General features: G+C 52.6%; 11 protein-coding genes. 3 read left to right on the top strand and 8 right to left on the bottom strand.

Going from position 1 to position 13,541, the window contains the following annotated elements:
• Positions 1–691 precede the first annotated feature (691 nt).
• From HMPREF9453_RS05330 to HMPREF9453_RS05305, 6 genes are all read right to left on the bottom strand, one after another.
• Positions 692–1,783: a tetratricopeptide repeat protein gene (locus tag HMPREF9453_RS05330; RefSeq protein ID WP_008859537.1), complete on the bottom strand. Its 1,092-nt coding sequence runs from the start codon at positions 1,781–1,783 to the stop codon at positions 692–694.
• 146 nt (positions 1,784–1,929) lie between these two features.
• Positions 1,930–3,267 (bottom strand): tetratricopeptide repeat protein, encoded by a 1,338-nt coding sequence (locus HMPREF9453_RS05325; RefSeq protein WP_008859536.1) that lies wholly within the window; start codon positions 3,265–3,267, stop codon positions 1,930–1,932.
• Positions 3,268–3,936: 669 nt separating this feature from the next.
• Entirely contained in the window at positions 3,937–4,890 is a 954-nt protein-coding gene (locus tag HMPREF9453_RS05320; protein ID WP_008859535.1) for a M23 family metallopeptidase, read from the bottom strand.
• A 145-nt stretch (positions 4,891–5,035) separates the two neighbouring features.
• Entirely contained in the window at positions 5,036–5,620 is a 585-nt protein-coding gene (locus tag HMPREF9453_RS05315) for a DUF4446 family protein (RefSeq protein WP_008859534.1), read from the bottom strand.
• 17 nt (positions 5,621–5,637) lie between these two features.
• Positions 5,638–6,501 carry a ParB/RepB/Spo0J family partition protein gene (locus tag HMPREF9453_RS05310; protein WP_008859533.1) on the bottom strand — a complete coding sequence of 288 codons (864 nt, stop codon included), beginning with the start codon at positions 6,499–6,501 and terminating at the stop codon, positions 5,638–5,640.
• Entirely contained in the window at positions 6,494–7,252 is a 759-nt protein-coding gene (locus tag HMPREF9453_RS05305) for a ParA family protein (RefSeq protein WP_008859532.1), read from the bottom strand. Before HMPREF9453_RS05305 ends, HMPREF9453_RS05310 begins: the two co-directional genes overlap by 8 nt.
• A 287-nt stretch (positions 7,253–7,539) precedes the next feature.
• On the opposite strand from HMPREF9453_RS05305, the gene HMPREF9453_RS05300 reads away from it, so the two are divergent.
• The gene (locus tag HMPREF9453_RS05300) at positions 7,540–7,878 is read left to right on the top strand and encodes an ArsR/SmtB family transcription factor (protein WP_008859531.1); all 339 of its coding nucleotides are present in this window, start codon (positions 7,540–7,542) and stop codon (positions 7,876–7,878) included.
• A gap of 216 nt (positions 7,879–8,094) precedes the next feature.
• A complete protein-coding gene (locus HMPREF9453_RS05295; protein WP_232217322.1) occupies positions 8,095–8,412 on the top strand; it encodes a glycyl-tRNA synthetase in 318 nt (105 codons plus the stop codon).
• Between the two features lie 548 nt (positions 8,413–8,960).
• Here the strand turns inward: HMPREF9453_RS05295 and HMPREF9453_RS05290 are convergent.
• The gene (locus HMPREF9453_RS05290) at positions 8,961–10,349 is read right to left on the bottom strand and encodes a sodium:solute symporter family protein (RefSeq protein ID WP_008859529.1); all 1,389 of its coding nucleotides are present in this window, start codon (positions 10,347–10,349) and stop codon (positions 8,961–8,963) included.
• A gap of 682 nt (positions 10,350–11,031) precedes the next feature.
• Here HMPREF9453_RS05290 and HMPREF9453_RS05280 point away from each other — a divergent pair.
• Positions 11,032–11,745 (top strand): HAD family hydrolase, encoded by a 714-nt coding sequence (locus HMPREF9453_RS05280; protein WP_008859528.1) that lies wholly within the window; start codon positions 11,032–11,034, stop codon positions 11,743–11,745.
• A 494-nt stretch (positions 11,746–12,239) separates the two neighbouring features.
• On the opposite strand, the gene HMPREF9453_RS05275 is transcribed toward HMPREF9453_RS05280, so the two are convergent.
• Positions 12,240–13,307 carry an OmpA family protein gene (locus HMPREF9453_RS05275; protein ID WP_008859527.1) on the bottom strand — a complete coding sequence of 356 codons (1,068 nt, stop codon included), beginning with the start codon at positions 13,305–13,307 and terminating at the stop codon, positions 12,240–12,242.
• Positions 13,308–13,541: the final 234 nt, after the last annotated feature.

Below are 13,541 nucleotides of genomic sequence, written 5' to 3'. Positions count from 1 at the left end.
GGGCCGAGGGTGGTGGTATCGCCCTCTCGGGCGATGAGTATGAAGTCAGCGTTACGGGATTGGCTTTCTATATCAAATGGTATGATAAGCATTCTGGTGATTAGCCGCTGCGCGGCTCCCCCTTATCCGGCTGCGCCGGACTTTCTCCACGGGAAAGCGTGTCACACGATTCTCAGGTCGCTTTGCTCCCTTACGAATCGTGTTCCCTTGCCACCCCATCCGGGGGACAGAATAAACTGCTCCATGCTTTCCTGTAGAGACTTCGCCCCATGGTTAAGCATCCATAGTCCCACCACGAAGTGGTGGCAAGGGAACTTGATTCGCAAAGAGCCGTAGGCGACTGAGAATCAAGTGACACGCTTCCCAACGGGACGGGAAGGTGGTGGCACCAGCCACCAAAGGGGGAATGCATTTCCTCGAGCGGAGCGAGGTTGGCCTGTTTTCCGACGCCCGCAGGGCGGTTGTATGGTTTTCCTGCCGCCGCAGGCGGCATATCAAACTCCCTTCTGAACCAGCCCGCTCTGTGGGCTGAACCCATGGTCCGGTGCGCAGCACACGGACCATAGAACCCGGGCGCCGAAAGGCGCCTGAACCCTCAAGCCCGTCAGGGCTTGTCCATAAGGCGTGTCAACCTTCGGGAATACTGGAAAGCACCTCCCAGGTCCCGATCCCGACAGCAGCCGCAGGCCCGCTATATTTCATAAATCCCCTGTTTCTTTAATTCTTCCGCTGCTTCCTTCGAGCCATGGAGTTCTGCTTCCCGCAGGTAGTCTATGCCTTTTTCTCTGTCCGGTTCTGTTCCTTTGCCATAGAGGTACATCATGCCTGCCAGGTAGAGGGCCCGTTCTTCTCCTTTGGCTGCGGCGGCTTCCATGTATGGCAGGGCCTCGTCCTCTTTTCCTTCGTCCAGGTAATGAAGGGCCAGGGAGAAAAGGGCTTCGTCATAGCCGCAGCCCACGGCGTCTTTCAGAAGGTTTGCCGCTTTTTGGCTGTCTTTGTGTACGGTGATGCCCTTTTCGTAGAAGAAGGCCAGTTCTGCCAGGGCTTCTCCATTTCCTTTAGCCGCCGCTTTTTCAAACCAGGCTCTTGCCTTTTCCGGCGAAGGAGCCATTTCTATGTCTGTATCTACGGTTCCTTCATACAGTTTCCCCAGAAACAGGGCGGCCTCTTCGTTTCCCTCCTCCCAGGATTTTTCCATCCATGAAACAGCTTCACTCATGTCTTTTTCCGTCCTGGCTTTCATGGCCAGCATAAGACCCAGCATGTATTGGCTTTCTTTGTCATGAAATTCTGCTGCCTTCTTGAAGCAGACCATAGCTTTTTCTTCGCTGTCGGCGTTGGTGTTGAATTCATAGTAGAACATGCCCAGGTCATAGAGGGCTTTCCAGTATTCATAGAAAGCGCCTTTGGCCAGCCATTTCACTCCTTCTTCGTAGTCCAGAATGACGCCGCCTCCGATGTAGAAAAGGCCGGCTTCGTCCATAGCCAGTACGTCGCCATGGTTGGCGGAAAGAAGGACCCGGGAGAAATCCTGGTTCACCGTGTCCCACATAGTCTTTCCCGTTTCTCCCTGGAACAGGGCCACGCTGCAGAGAGGGTCGCCCTGTTTCTTTCCTTCTTCAAAGAATTGACGGCTCTTCTCTTCGTCCGCCTTCCGGTGGCCATAGCCTTCCCGTTCTATGAGGCCTAACAGATAGAGGGCCCGTCCTGTTTTCTCTTTTTCCAGCACTTCATAGGCTTCATCAATTTTTCCCTGTAAAAACAGACTTTCTCCTTCTGTCATGGTTTGGCTCCTTTTGGTAATCTAAAAAGTTTACTCCCCGGCGGGGCACCGCTGTGCTTCTTACCCACAGGAAACTTTTTGCCGCTGGATTTCGGGGCTCCGCTTCCGACCCTCGAAATGACGGGGCGGCATGACGCCGCCGTGTTTTATGAAAAATGGATTTTCAATTCCTTTTCTGCCTCTTTCTGTCCCTTCAGGGCAGCCCGCTGAAACAGTTCCTGTGCTTTTCTAAGGTTTCTGGGAACGGCGGTGCCGGAGAAGTAGCAGTATCCCAGGGCAAATTCCGCATTCGGTTCACCCATGTCCGCTGCTCTGCGGAAGTATGGCAGGGCTTTGTCCGGCTCTTTCTGATTCATATACCAGTTGCCCAGAGCAGTTATACTGAGGGGCTCATTTTCTTCTGCCAGCTTTTTCAGTATGGCAAGTCCCTGGGATTCGTCCTTTGGTATACGCCGGCCATAAAGGATGCAGAGAGCCATTTCCCGGAATGCATCAATGTCACCTTCCTGACCTGCCTGATAAAAGTAGGAAATCCCCTTTTTTGCACTCTCCTCATCGTCGAAGCCATAGATGTAAATGAGACCCAGCATGGTACCGGCCATGGGATTTCCAGCGTTCCAGGCTTTCTCATAGCACTCAATCGCTTTTTCCGTATCCGCCTCTGTCCCTTCCCCCTGATAATACATATGACCCAGACGCATGAGAGCTTCGCTTTCCCCCTGCTTGGCGGCCATCTTCAAATAGGAAAAGCTCTTTTCCTTATCGCGGAGCTCAAGATCTTCTTCCCCTTCTGCCCCTTCACCGGAATAGATTTTATAGAGCAGCATGGCTGCTTCGGCAGATCCATGGGACGCTGCTTTTTCAAGGCAGATGAGGGCCCGGTCCATATCCTTCCCAGTACCGATGCCATCACGATAGCAGAAGCCCAGCTGGCACTCGCCGTTTCCATAGGCCATGGCCGCACTTTTCAGATACCAGAGAAAGGCCTTATGGTCATCATGGTCCTTGAAACTGTGACTCTCCCAAATCCATCCGGCCTTTACCATGGCATCCACATGGCCCAGGGATGCGGCCTTTTCATACCAGACCAGCGCTTTTTTCAGATTCACTCTCCGGTGGTAGCCGTATTCAAACATGAGTCCCATCTCTATCATGGCCAAGGTATTTCCCTGATCTGCCAGCTTTTTCAGCTTTTTCACCAGCCTCTCAAACTCAGCCGATGAAATATCGGGATCTTTGGATTCCACCAGAAAGAGGCCCAGAGGACTTTCGAGCCTGACGGCTTTGGCCAGGAAATCGTCGGCCAGCCGGTCGTTTACCTCCCCTGTCATACTGCATCCATACATATGGGACAGCATGGCCGCAGCGGTGCCTCTGTCTTCATCACTGTCAGAATCGTTGTATATACGGTTATACATGGCCAGGGAGGCGGAGAAATCGCCTGTCAGAAGAAACTGCTGTGCTTGTTCGATGGTATCAGTCATAAAGGTCTCCTTTGGAAATCGTATTTGAGGCTTGAGGGTTCAAATGGACACGCCCCTTTGGGGCTTGAGGGTTGACGGCCCTTCGGGCCGAAGGTTCTTAAGGGGCTTAAGTTTGACGCGCCTTTGGCGCGAGGGTTTTTGTGGGCGCCATTATGGACACGCCCTGCGGCGTGAGGGCTCTAAAGTTTGACGGGGCTGTGGCCCCGAGGGTTCTTAAGTTTGACAGCGGCTATGCCGCTGATGGTTGTGGTAGGCGCCTCTAAATTATAAAAGGCGCCAAATTATATGATAAAAACCATACAACCGCCCTGGGGGGACTTTATTCTCCGCTATGGGTTGAGCTGTTTAAGTCAGCACTAAAGTAAGCGCAGAGCAAATCTCCCCCGCCGGGGGAGATGCCGCAGGCAGAAGGAGTGCATTTCCAACGGGCCCCAGGCCCGGTTGTTTGGTTTTCGGCTTTTGCCGCCGCAGGCGGCATTAAAAACTGCGGCGTCAGCCGCCACCACAACCCTCGGCCTGCAAGGCCGTCAAACTTAAGAACCCTTGGGCCGAAGGCCCATCCATCTTAAGAACCTTCCCTTATAAACCCGGTCCGCAGAGCGGCCCTATTGTTTCACGTGAAACATTTCTAAAAAACGCAGCCCGTCTCTATGACGCGCTGCGTTTTTATCAATAGTTTCCAGGCAGGAAGTAGGTAGGATCCACGGCGTCGCCGTTAATCCTTACTTCATAGTGGCAGTGGGGACCGGTGCTGTTTCCTGTGCTGCCGGCCAGGGCGATGACGGTGCCCTGTTCCACCTGCTGTCCCACGGACACCAGAAGGGCGGAGTTATGGCCGTAGCGGGTAACAAGACCGCCATCGTGTTTGATTTCTACCAGATTGCCATAGCCTCCCACCCAGCCGGCCTGGGTTACCACGCCGGAGGCGGTGGCTTCGATGGGACTGCCGTAATCGACAGCAATATCAATGCCTTCATGGTAGGTAGAGCCGATGCCGCCGGGACTTGACCGGAAGCCGTAGGTACTGGAAATGGTGCCCTTCACCGGCCACATATCAGGGGTGGTGGAAGAGGTATGGAGGAGCGGAGCCTGCATGCCATAGGTTTCATTGATCAGCTTTTCCCGGAGGACGATCATGGTTTTAATCTGGCTGTCCAGCCGTTTATCCAGCTTCCTCATGCTGCTCAGCAGCTGGCCGGGGGTGGAAATTTCACTGTCTCCATCCTCTGCTCCATTGTCATGTTCCGAGGCCTTCACATCCCTTGCTTTATCGGGCACTGTGGAAGCACCGCCCTGGCCGCCTTCACCAGAAGCAGAAATATTCTGTCCTGCGCCGTTGTTATTGGCTTTAATCATATCCTGCAGCTGGGAGGACAGTTTTTCAATGGTTTTCGTCTTATCGGACAGGGCGTTCATTTTTTCTTCCGCCATTTTCAGCTGGTTCTTATAGAGCTCATTTTCGCTCTTCAGGGAGTTCATGGAAACAGCGGCATACACCGCTGTGCCCAGGCTCAGGACGAAAACAGCCGCGCCTGCCAGGGATAGGATTTTCAGTTTTTTGATTTCTTTGTCTGTAAAGGAGAAGGTCACTTCTCCTGTGTCTTTATTCAGTGTCTTTTTCATGGATTACCTTTTATCTGAAATCAACTGCCGGAAGTATCCCCATATTCCGGAGGTTACATTGTAGACTTGGGGTACCTTAAGGTATTCCCGATTACATGAGGCTCATAGGATTCATACAGCCCATAGCCGTCAAAGGCAGTGCCTTTTACCGTCCCTTAGCGGTATCGATCTTATGCTGCTGGGGCTTGGATTCCGGAGAAACAGGGGCTGCCTGATTTCCTGCTTCTTCTGCCATATCGGGCATCAGGGTATCCAGAGCGATATTGATACTTTCCGCTTCTTCCGAAGAAAGGGCTTCCCGGCACTGGCCGTTCACTACTTTCTTGGCGTAAATGCGGGAGGTATCATGACCGGCCAGGGAAGACAGGATGAAGCCGTTATTCTTCCCGTCCAGCACGGTAAGGGAGAAGGACAGCTTGTCTCCCGTATCATCGAAGGCATCATAGCGCACCAGACCCACCTTTTGGAAGGACTGGAGCTGCATGGTAGCCAGCAGTTCCTGCTGATGAAGCATATTTTCAGAGGAAGCCACCATTTCCCGAAGCTCCCTGACTTCGGTGGACAGTTTCAGCTCAATGGAACCGCCATCTTCGCCGTTCATGAAATATTTATATTTCTTGGCCAGACGGTTCAGTTTATTTCTAAGCAGTACATACTGCAGGAGAATAAAAAGGAAAACTACAATGACTACGCCGATAGCGGCATACATGAATACATTGGGATTAATCATATTCGCAGAAACTCCACCTATCTTGACTTATGATTCTGATTCAGAATATCGGCAATGCGCTGAAATTCCTCGTCATTGCTGAATGAAATAGAAATGGTGCCTTTGTGGGCATTCTTTCCCTTTCCTATTCGTATACGTACTTTGGATCCTACAGAAAGACCCAGTTTTTCTTCCACCGCCTTCATAAAGGTTTCAGCCGGCGGCGGATTGTCTTTTTTCTTCGATTCCCTGCCCTGCCGGATGATTTCTTCCACCCGCCGGGCCGAGAGTCCTTCTTTCACAATGCGGCGGGCCAGCTGCACTTTTTCCGCATCGCTTCCAAGCCCCAGAAGAGGCCTTGCCTGGCCGGCAGTGAGCTGTCCTTTGGAAAGGAAATCCTTCACTTCCTCCGGCAGTCCCAGAAGACGCACCATGTTGGCCACATAGGGCCGGCTCTTTCCCACCTTCCGGGAAATGTCTTCCTGGGTGAGACCGTAGTCGTCCATGAGCTTCTGGTATGCCAGGCCTTCATCCACAGGATTCAAATCCTCCCGCTGCAGGTTTTCCACCAGTGCCATTTCCGCCATGGACCGGTCATCATAGTCCTGGGTCACGGCAGGAATAGTCTCAAGGCCTGCCAGTTTGGCCGCACGCCAGCGTCTTTCGCCGGCTGCCAGCTCATAGGTGCCGTTTTTCTTCTGCCTCACCACCACCGGCTGGATGAGACCGTTTTCCTTAATGGACTCCGCCAGCGCCGTGAGGGATTCCTTCGGGAAATCCCGTCTGGGCTGCCAGGGATTGGGGGAAATGTCACGGACAGCAATTTCCATCACCCTGCCTGTATCATCCAGGGCATCTCCCAGAAGCTCGCCGAGGCCCCGTCCCAATTTTTTCTTATTCACGTTTTAAAACCTCCCGACTCAGCTTCTTATAGGCTTCTGCACCCTTGGACTTGGGGGCATAGGTCAGCACCGGCTCTCCGAAACTGGGCGCCTCCGACAGCTTCACTGTCCGGGGAATCACCGTCCGGAACACCTTGGAACCGAAATATTTCTTCACTTCCTCCGCCACCTGGAGGGACAGGTTCGTCCGGCCGTCAAACATGGTGAGAAGGATGCCCAGAATATGGAGACGGGGATTCATCCTGCGGGAAACCACCTGCACCGTCTTCACCAGCTGGGACAGCCCTTCCAGGGCATAGAACTCCGCCTGGATGGGAATGATAATGGAATCGGAAGCCACCAGGGCATTCAGCGTCATGAGCCCCAGAGAAGGAGGACAGTCGATGATGATGTAATCATACTGCTCCCGGAGCGGCTCGATTTTCCGCTTCAGAAGAGACTCCCGCTCCGCCAGCGGCGCGATTTCGATTTCTGCCCCCGCCAGATCAATGGATGCCGGCAGAAGATGGAGCTTGCGGATGGCGGTCTTCACCACCGCCTCCTCCGGAGAGGTATCATTCAGCAGTACATCATACAAGCTTTTGTCAAAGGTCACAGACCTGCTGAGACCGCTGGTTGAATTTCCCTGCGAATCTTCGTCGATAAGAAGAGTCTTTTTCCCCTTGTCTGCCAGGTACGCCGACAGGTTCACCGCCGTGGTAGTCTTCCCTACCCCGCCCTTCTGGTTGATGATGCTGATGATAGTTCCCATGGTCTTTTCCTTTCATAGATAGTCCTTTATATTATAACATAAAAGGGGCAAAAGGGCCGATGATTTCTAAAAGAAATATGAGGTTTCCTGCTCGCTGGGGCTCCATTGTGTTTCATAGCGGCAGGAAACTTTTCAACGGGGAGATTTCTCGACTCCGCTCGAAATGACGGGAGTGATGTGATTCCATTGTATTTCATAGCGGCCCTTCTCCCATTTGACAAACTCTTTCATCTCTGATACTCTCACTATAGAAATAATTCTATTTATCACAGGAGTTCAGATATCTTATGGAAAAAATTTACATTGATACCGCCAAAATCCTGAAGGCCATTTCCGATCCTAAAAGGCTGAAAATCGTGGATATGCTTTCCTGCCGGGAGCAGTGCGCCTGCAAGCTGCAGAAAGCCTTTGCCATTACCCAGCCCACCCTGTCCCATGACATGAAGGTGCTGGTGGAGTCCGGGCTCATCATTGACCGCCGGGACGGCAAGAATATTTTCTATTCCCTCAATCCTGAAGCCTTAAAGGAATTCCACACCATTATGGGCGAGATTTTCAAAAATAAGCTGCACTGCGTCTGCGACGGCCATGGCAGCCATGAAAAAAAAGCCGCCGGACAGCCGTAAAGAACGGTTTTCTCAAACCTTCATGCCATCCTTTCATAAAGAATGACAGAACTTAAAAACCTTTCCATTTCCTTCCCATAAAAGGAATTTTCCTTTTTTTACAGAAAAAAAGAAATATTTCCCCGGGAAATCTTCTGTTTATCATGAAAAAGTGGTAAACTATATAAGGAAATAGCAATGGTTCGTTGCTATAAATTGGTCGTAGAGGTGATAAACATGGCAGAAGTAACTGAAAAAAGTATTGTTGTGTGCGGCGTTGATAAATACGCTGTAGCAGATCTGAAGCGTGTTTACGGCAGCGTAACATACCAGGGTGCAGAATATATTTTCCTGCAGTTCCCGGTAGTTGGCGACACAGTCAGAGAATATCGTCCGGACAGCTATACCACAGCTATTCAGCTGGGCGATGAAATTTTCGATGGCCAGACTTTCCATTATCATGTAACCCTCACTTATGACGGACATGTAAGAGAAGTGGCTTATCTCGGTCTTGATGATGCAGGCAGACCGGATACTGTGGATATCGAAGCCTGAAACCAATGAAAAAAGTCCCCGGAGTAATCCGGGGGCTTTTTTTGTTTTTGTGCCACATGAGCGGCGGGTGGCTGTATTCCCGAAGGTTGACACGCCCTTACGGACGTGAGGGTTGAGGCAGCCGCCGGGCCTTTCGGCCCTGGGCTGCCAGGGTTCTGTCCGGGACCGGCTGACGCCTCCCGGACTGTTTGAGGGCCTGGCGGCCCAGGGTAGTTATATAGTATCGCTGCGCTGGCGAGGTAGGCGCCTACCGGCGCCATTATAATCCGCCTGTCGGCGGATGTGACTGAGTTCCATGCAGCTATTGCCGCGAAGCGGCATATAAAATGGCGCCCCCAGGGGCGCCGTACTTCCCTAGCGGGCACGGTCAGCCAACCAATAGGTAAGCCCTTTAATGGGCAGGCTAAGAGCCTACTTTGGCTGACTTGGAGGTCCTATTCAGGACCTCCACAATACTTCATAACTCCCGAGGGCGGAGCCCTCAGAACCTGTCCGGAAGGCGAAGCCGCGTCAACCTTCGGGAATACAGCTGCCCGCCACCCATGACTCTACAGCCCGTAATCCTTTGTGCCCGGTATCTTCTTTATCCGGATTCCCGGAAGAATGAAAATCACACTGGCTATGAGACCCACAAAGAGAGGCTCCACAGGAAGACCCATGAAGACAGACAGAAGAGCGGCCAGGGTACTTCCGGCCATGGAAATCACGGCCCAGGTCTTTGTCAGATGACCCGGCAGGAAAACAGCCAGGGTGAAGGGGATGAAAATGCCGCCGCCGCGAAGGGCCATGGAGAGATAATTCCAGAAAAGCACTTCCGAGCCCCTGTTGGCAATGGAAATGAGGCAGGCCAGAATCATGACAGCCAGTACCGTCAATTTCGTCACCTTCAGCAGCTTCAGATCATCGGTGATTTTTGTAATAGGCATGATGATATCATGGGAAATCATGGTGCCAATGCCCAGGGACAGGCCGCCGATGCTGCCGATGAGGGAAAGAAGGATGCCGCCCATGGCCAGACCGCCGATGAGGGTGGAGCTGTGATTAATCAGATAAGACGGGAGAACCAGAATCGGTGATACGTTTGGATCAAAGGCATGCATGTACATGCCGATGGCCACGCTGGGAAGACCTACCGGAATGACAATGAGGGCTGCCGCAAAGCATCCGAAGGCCGCCGTCACCGGTGTGCTGGCAGAGAAGATGCACTGGATATAGGTCTGGGTGCAGAGAACCCCTACAATCACGGAAAACAGATTCGCCATGGAAAGCTCGAAGCCCCGTCCGAAAAGGTCCATGTCCGCGGCTGGAAGAGAAGCCCATTCCGGAGTGCCGTAGAGAGATTCCATGGCTTCGAAGCCTGCCACAAAAAGGGACACCCAGATAATGACCATTTTCATAATGCCCCCTACTGCCGCACTCTTCATGCCGCCGAAAAAGGTATACCCAATGACCATGACAATGAGAAGCACCGATGAAATCACCGGATCCAGCCCCGACAGACTGGAAATGATTTCAATACCCGGCAGACAGCTGGCCACGGCGGAAAAAAGAATGCCAATGGATGAAATCACGGAAGAAAGCTCCTCTGCCTTCTTTCCATAATTGAGAGACAGAAACTGGGGAATAGTTTCCAGCCCCGTGCCCCTCATGCGGCGGGCATAGAAAAGACCCATCAGAATAAAGGCAATCCCGCTTCCCAGCGTAAACCACCAGGCAGAGAGGCCGAAATTAAAAGCCAGCTGCGCCGTACCGATGGTAGCGCCGCCGCCTACCACGGTGCCCGCAATGCTGCCTGCCACCAGAGGCACCCCGGCGCTCCTGCCGCCTACACTGTAGCCGGCAGCGGACTTGATGGACCGGGAATGATAAATACCGATGCCGATGACCAGGGCCACCGTAAACAGGATGATAGCGGCATGAAGGGTTGTGAGATTCATGATATTATCCTTCTTTCCTATGAATCCTCAAATATTTTTCAAAAGCATTATAGCAGAATCCAAGGCAAGCAAACAATAAGAAATGAACCGAAAATAACTATATTTATTTTTCCTTATGATGACAGGAAAGGATATAATGGGGAAAAGGGTTCTTAAGATGGATGGGCCTTCGGCCCAAGGGTTCTTAGGTTTGACGGGGCCTTTGGCCCCGAGGGTTGCGGTGGCGGCTGACGCCGCAGGTTGTGTAGAAGGGTTGTGAAGGAAAAGGTTCAGAAGGTTCAGAAGGTTCAAAGGGTTCAAAGGGTGGTGGTATCGCCGCTTTGCGGCGATGAGTATGAAATCTGCGTTACGGGATTGCCTTCCCGCCCTCACTTGCGCGCATTCTGCATAGAATGCGCGAGTCGGCCAAAGTTGGCCCTTAGCCTGCACATTAAAGGGCCTTCCTTTTATTTGGCCGACCGACCATCCTGACCCCAGGCGAAGAATTCTGGTACATGTAGATAGTGACACTTACTAGTCCACTAGTTCACCAGATCACTAGCCCACTAGCTCACTAAAGAATCCCAGTCGGCGGGAAGACTGCCAGCGGTAAGCCGACAGTGGATAGCGGCCAGCCGCCTCACTGTTCCACTCGTTCCGCTGTCCCACTGTCCCGCCAGCTCACTGATAAAGGAGACATACCATGTATAAAGCAGTTATTTTTGATATGGACGGCACCATTTTAAATACCATCGGCGACCTCACGGCCGCTTCCAACTATGCCCTTGAGAAAATGGGGAAGCGCCATGATTTCCCGGAGGAGAAAATCAAGCTCTGTTTCGGATGCGGCATTGATGCGGACATGGAGAAGGTGCTGGCCCTGGAAGGGGGCTGCCCGGAGGAGGAGCTGGAATACATAGGCAGTTCCATCCCCTTTTCCCGCTATCACTTTACCGGGGAAGATGTGAAGAGGCTGAAAAGTCTTTTCGTACCCCGCTATGCCGCCCACTGCCGGGAAAAGACGGCGCCCTATGAAGGCATACCGGAGGTGCTTTCTGCCCTTCGGAACCATGGCATTCTGACTGCCGTGGCTTCCAATAAGGATGACCGGGATGTGCAGGTGCTGGAACGCGCCCTTTTCCCCCGCCTCTTTGACCGGGCCATGGGCAATCATAAGGAAATCCGGCGCAAGCCGGCGCCGGATATGGTACTGGCCATTCTGAAGGACCTTCATGTTTCCCCTGCCCAGGCTGTGTATATCGGCGATTCGGAAGTGGATCTGGAAACAGCGAAAAACGCAGGGCTTCCCTGCATTTCCGTGGACTGGGGCTTCCGCACCCGTCCCTTCCTCCTTTCCCACGGAGCCAGGGTGATCGTCTCGTCCCCCAGAGAACTGATTCCTCTCTTGATGGGATAAATAAAGGGGTTCCGAAGTTTTAAAGAGAAAGGTTGACGGCCCTTTGGGCCGAAGGTTCTTAAGGTTCTAAAGTTTGACAGCGACCTTTGGCCGCCGAGGGTTGTGGTACCGCCCATAGGGGCGATGAATTTTATATACCGCCCTTGGCGGTATGGGCTCGCTTCGCTCCCCTGCAAATCCAGTTTCTTTGCCATCCCTGAGGGGCGCTATGGATGATTCCCATAGATTCATATATCCGGACTGCGGTCAGCCAAACTTCCGCCTCCTTTTCGCCGACCATCAGTTATCATTTTTTCTCACTTCCCCGGAAAGCACGTAACGTTGATTATATACTCATCGCCCCAAAGGGGCGATACCACAACCCTCGGCCCGCAGGGGCCGTCAAACCTCCGAACCCTCCGGCCGGAGGGCCGGTCAATCTTAAGAACCTTTTTCCAAATAAAAAATCCCTGTGAAACCATCTGATTTCACAGGAATTTTTTATTTCTCATTCATTATTTATGTTCGAAAATATCCACGCGCCGTCCTTCAGCTCCGCTTCCATCTTCCGAACCCTTCACCATGGCCACCAGCTTGGAGGCATCCACACCATGGTCCAGGGCGTACTGTTTCACGCTGTCAATGCGGCGGGCAGAGAGATCCCTGTTATAGTCGGCACTGCCGGTAGCATCAGCACGGCCTACCAATTTGAAGGTATGGCCCGTTTCTTTCGCCTTTTCCACGAAAGCGTCCAGGTTTGCCTTCTGGGCATCGTCAATGGATGCAGAATCGCTCTTGAAATGAATGCTGTTGAAGTAGTAATCATTTTCCGGAGCTTTCACCGGAGTATCAGCCGGTACTTCCTGGGTGTCCGCCTTTCCTGCAGCAGGCTTCACAGTCACCGTGGACGGTTCCGTTTCTTCTTCAAAATCGTAGTTCTTTTCTTCTTCCACAGGCTGCAGGGTTTCATTGCTGCCGCCGAAGCGGTAGGACAGGCCTGCCAGGAAGCCCTTGTAGGAAACATTGTGGTCATCATCGCCCCGGGTATTGAGGTAGCGATAGCCGGCGTTGAGGTCTACATTCTTGTCCACTGCCAGGTTCACGCCCGCTTCCCACAGGGAGGTGGATTCGGTGCCTACAGCGCCCTTGGCGTATACGTCCACCACATCATTCACCGGCTGCCGGGCAATGATACCCAGCTGGGCAATGTTATTGGTGGTCTCGGAAGAACCGAAAGCGCGATCCGGGAAGTCCTTCATGGAAATCCGGTTCCAGCCGGCAAAGGCAGCCACCTGGGGATGAAGGGAATACAGGGCGTTCACTTCATTCATATTGCCATTGGTATGGTCCGTATGAAGGCCGGTGTACTGATACTGGGCAGCCCAGCGATCATTGATGCCGTAGGTCAGGCCCCCAAGAAAATTCCATTCTCCGTCTGATTTATAGCCGTTGGAATGGGCAGATGCATCCCACATGCCCACATTCACTTCCGTTTCTCCCTTCTGGAAGGAAGTCTGGGGAGAGGCATAGGCCGCACCGGAAATGGAGGCCGCCAGGGCCAGCATAAGAAGTATTTTTTTCATATCATTCACCTCACGAATTGACACATTCATGGATTCAGTCTTATGGATATTATATCATATGGGACACGCCTGCGGCGTGAGGGTTGACGGGACTTCGTCCCAAGGGTTCTAAAGGTTCTTAAGTTTGACGGCCCTTTGGGCCGAGGGTTATGGTGGCGGCTTCGCCGCAAGTAAAAAAGGGGCGCTGCTGGCGCCGCAGGTTGTGTAGAAGGGTTGTGTTCGCTTCGCTCAGGG

This window comes from Dialister succinatiphilus YIT 11850, assembly GCF_000242435.1.
GTDB classification, from domain to species: domain Bacteria; phylum Bacillota; class Negativicutes; order Veillonellales; family Dialisteraceae; genus Dialister; species Dialister succinatiphilus.
The sequence above is the reverse complement of the archived record's forward strand: the minus strand, read 5'-3'. Positions and strand labels throughout refer to the sequence as shown.

Coding starts and splice junctions, on each gene's coding strand:
- HMPREF9453_RS05330 (WP_008859537.1), bottom strand. CDS start 1,783: ATGACAGAAGGAGAAAGTCTGTTTTTACAGGGAAAAATTGATGAAGCC.
- HMPREF9453_RS05325 (WP_008859536.1), bottom strand. CDS start 3,267: ATGACTGATACCATCGAACAAGCACAGCAGTTTCTTCTGACAGGCGAT.
- HMPREF9453_RS05320 (WP_008859535.1), bottom strand. CDS start 4,890: ATGAAAAAGACACTGAATAAAGACACAGGAGAAGTGACCTTCTCCTTT.
- HMPREF9453_RS05315 (WP_008859534.1), bottom strand. CDS start 5,620: ATGATTAATCCCAATGTATTCATGTATGCCGCTATCGGCGTAGTCATT.
- HMPREF9453_RS05305 (WP_008859532.1), bottom strand. CDS start 7,252: ATGGGAACTATCATCAGCATCATCAACCAGAAGGGCGGGGTAGGGAAG.
- HMPREF9453_RS05300 (WP_008859531.1), top strand. CDS start 7,540: ATGGAAAAAATTTACATTGATACCGCCAAAATCCTGAAGGCCATTTCC.
- HMPREF9453_RS05295 (WP_232217322.1), top strand. CDS start 8,095: ATGGCAGAAGTAACTGAAAAAAGTATTGTTGTGTGCGGCGTTGATAAA.
- HMPREF9453_RS05290 (WP_008859529.1), bottom strand. CDS start 10,349: ATGAATCTCACAACCCTTCATGCCGCTATCATCCTGTTTACGGTGGCC.
- HMPREF9453_RS05280 (WP_008859528.1), top strand. CDS start 11,032: ATGTATAAAGCAGTTATTTTTGATATGGACGGCACCATTTTAAATACC.
- HMPREF9453_RS05275 (WP_008859527.1), bottom strand. CDS start 13,307: ATGAAAAAAATACTTCTTATGCTGGCCCTGGCGGCCTCCATTTCCGGT.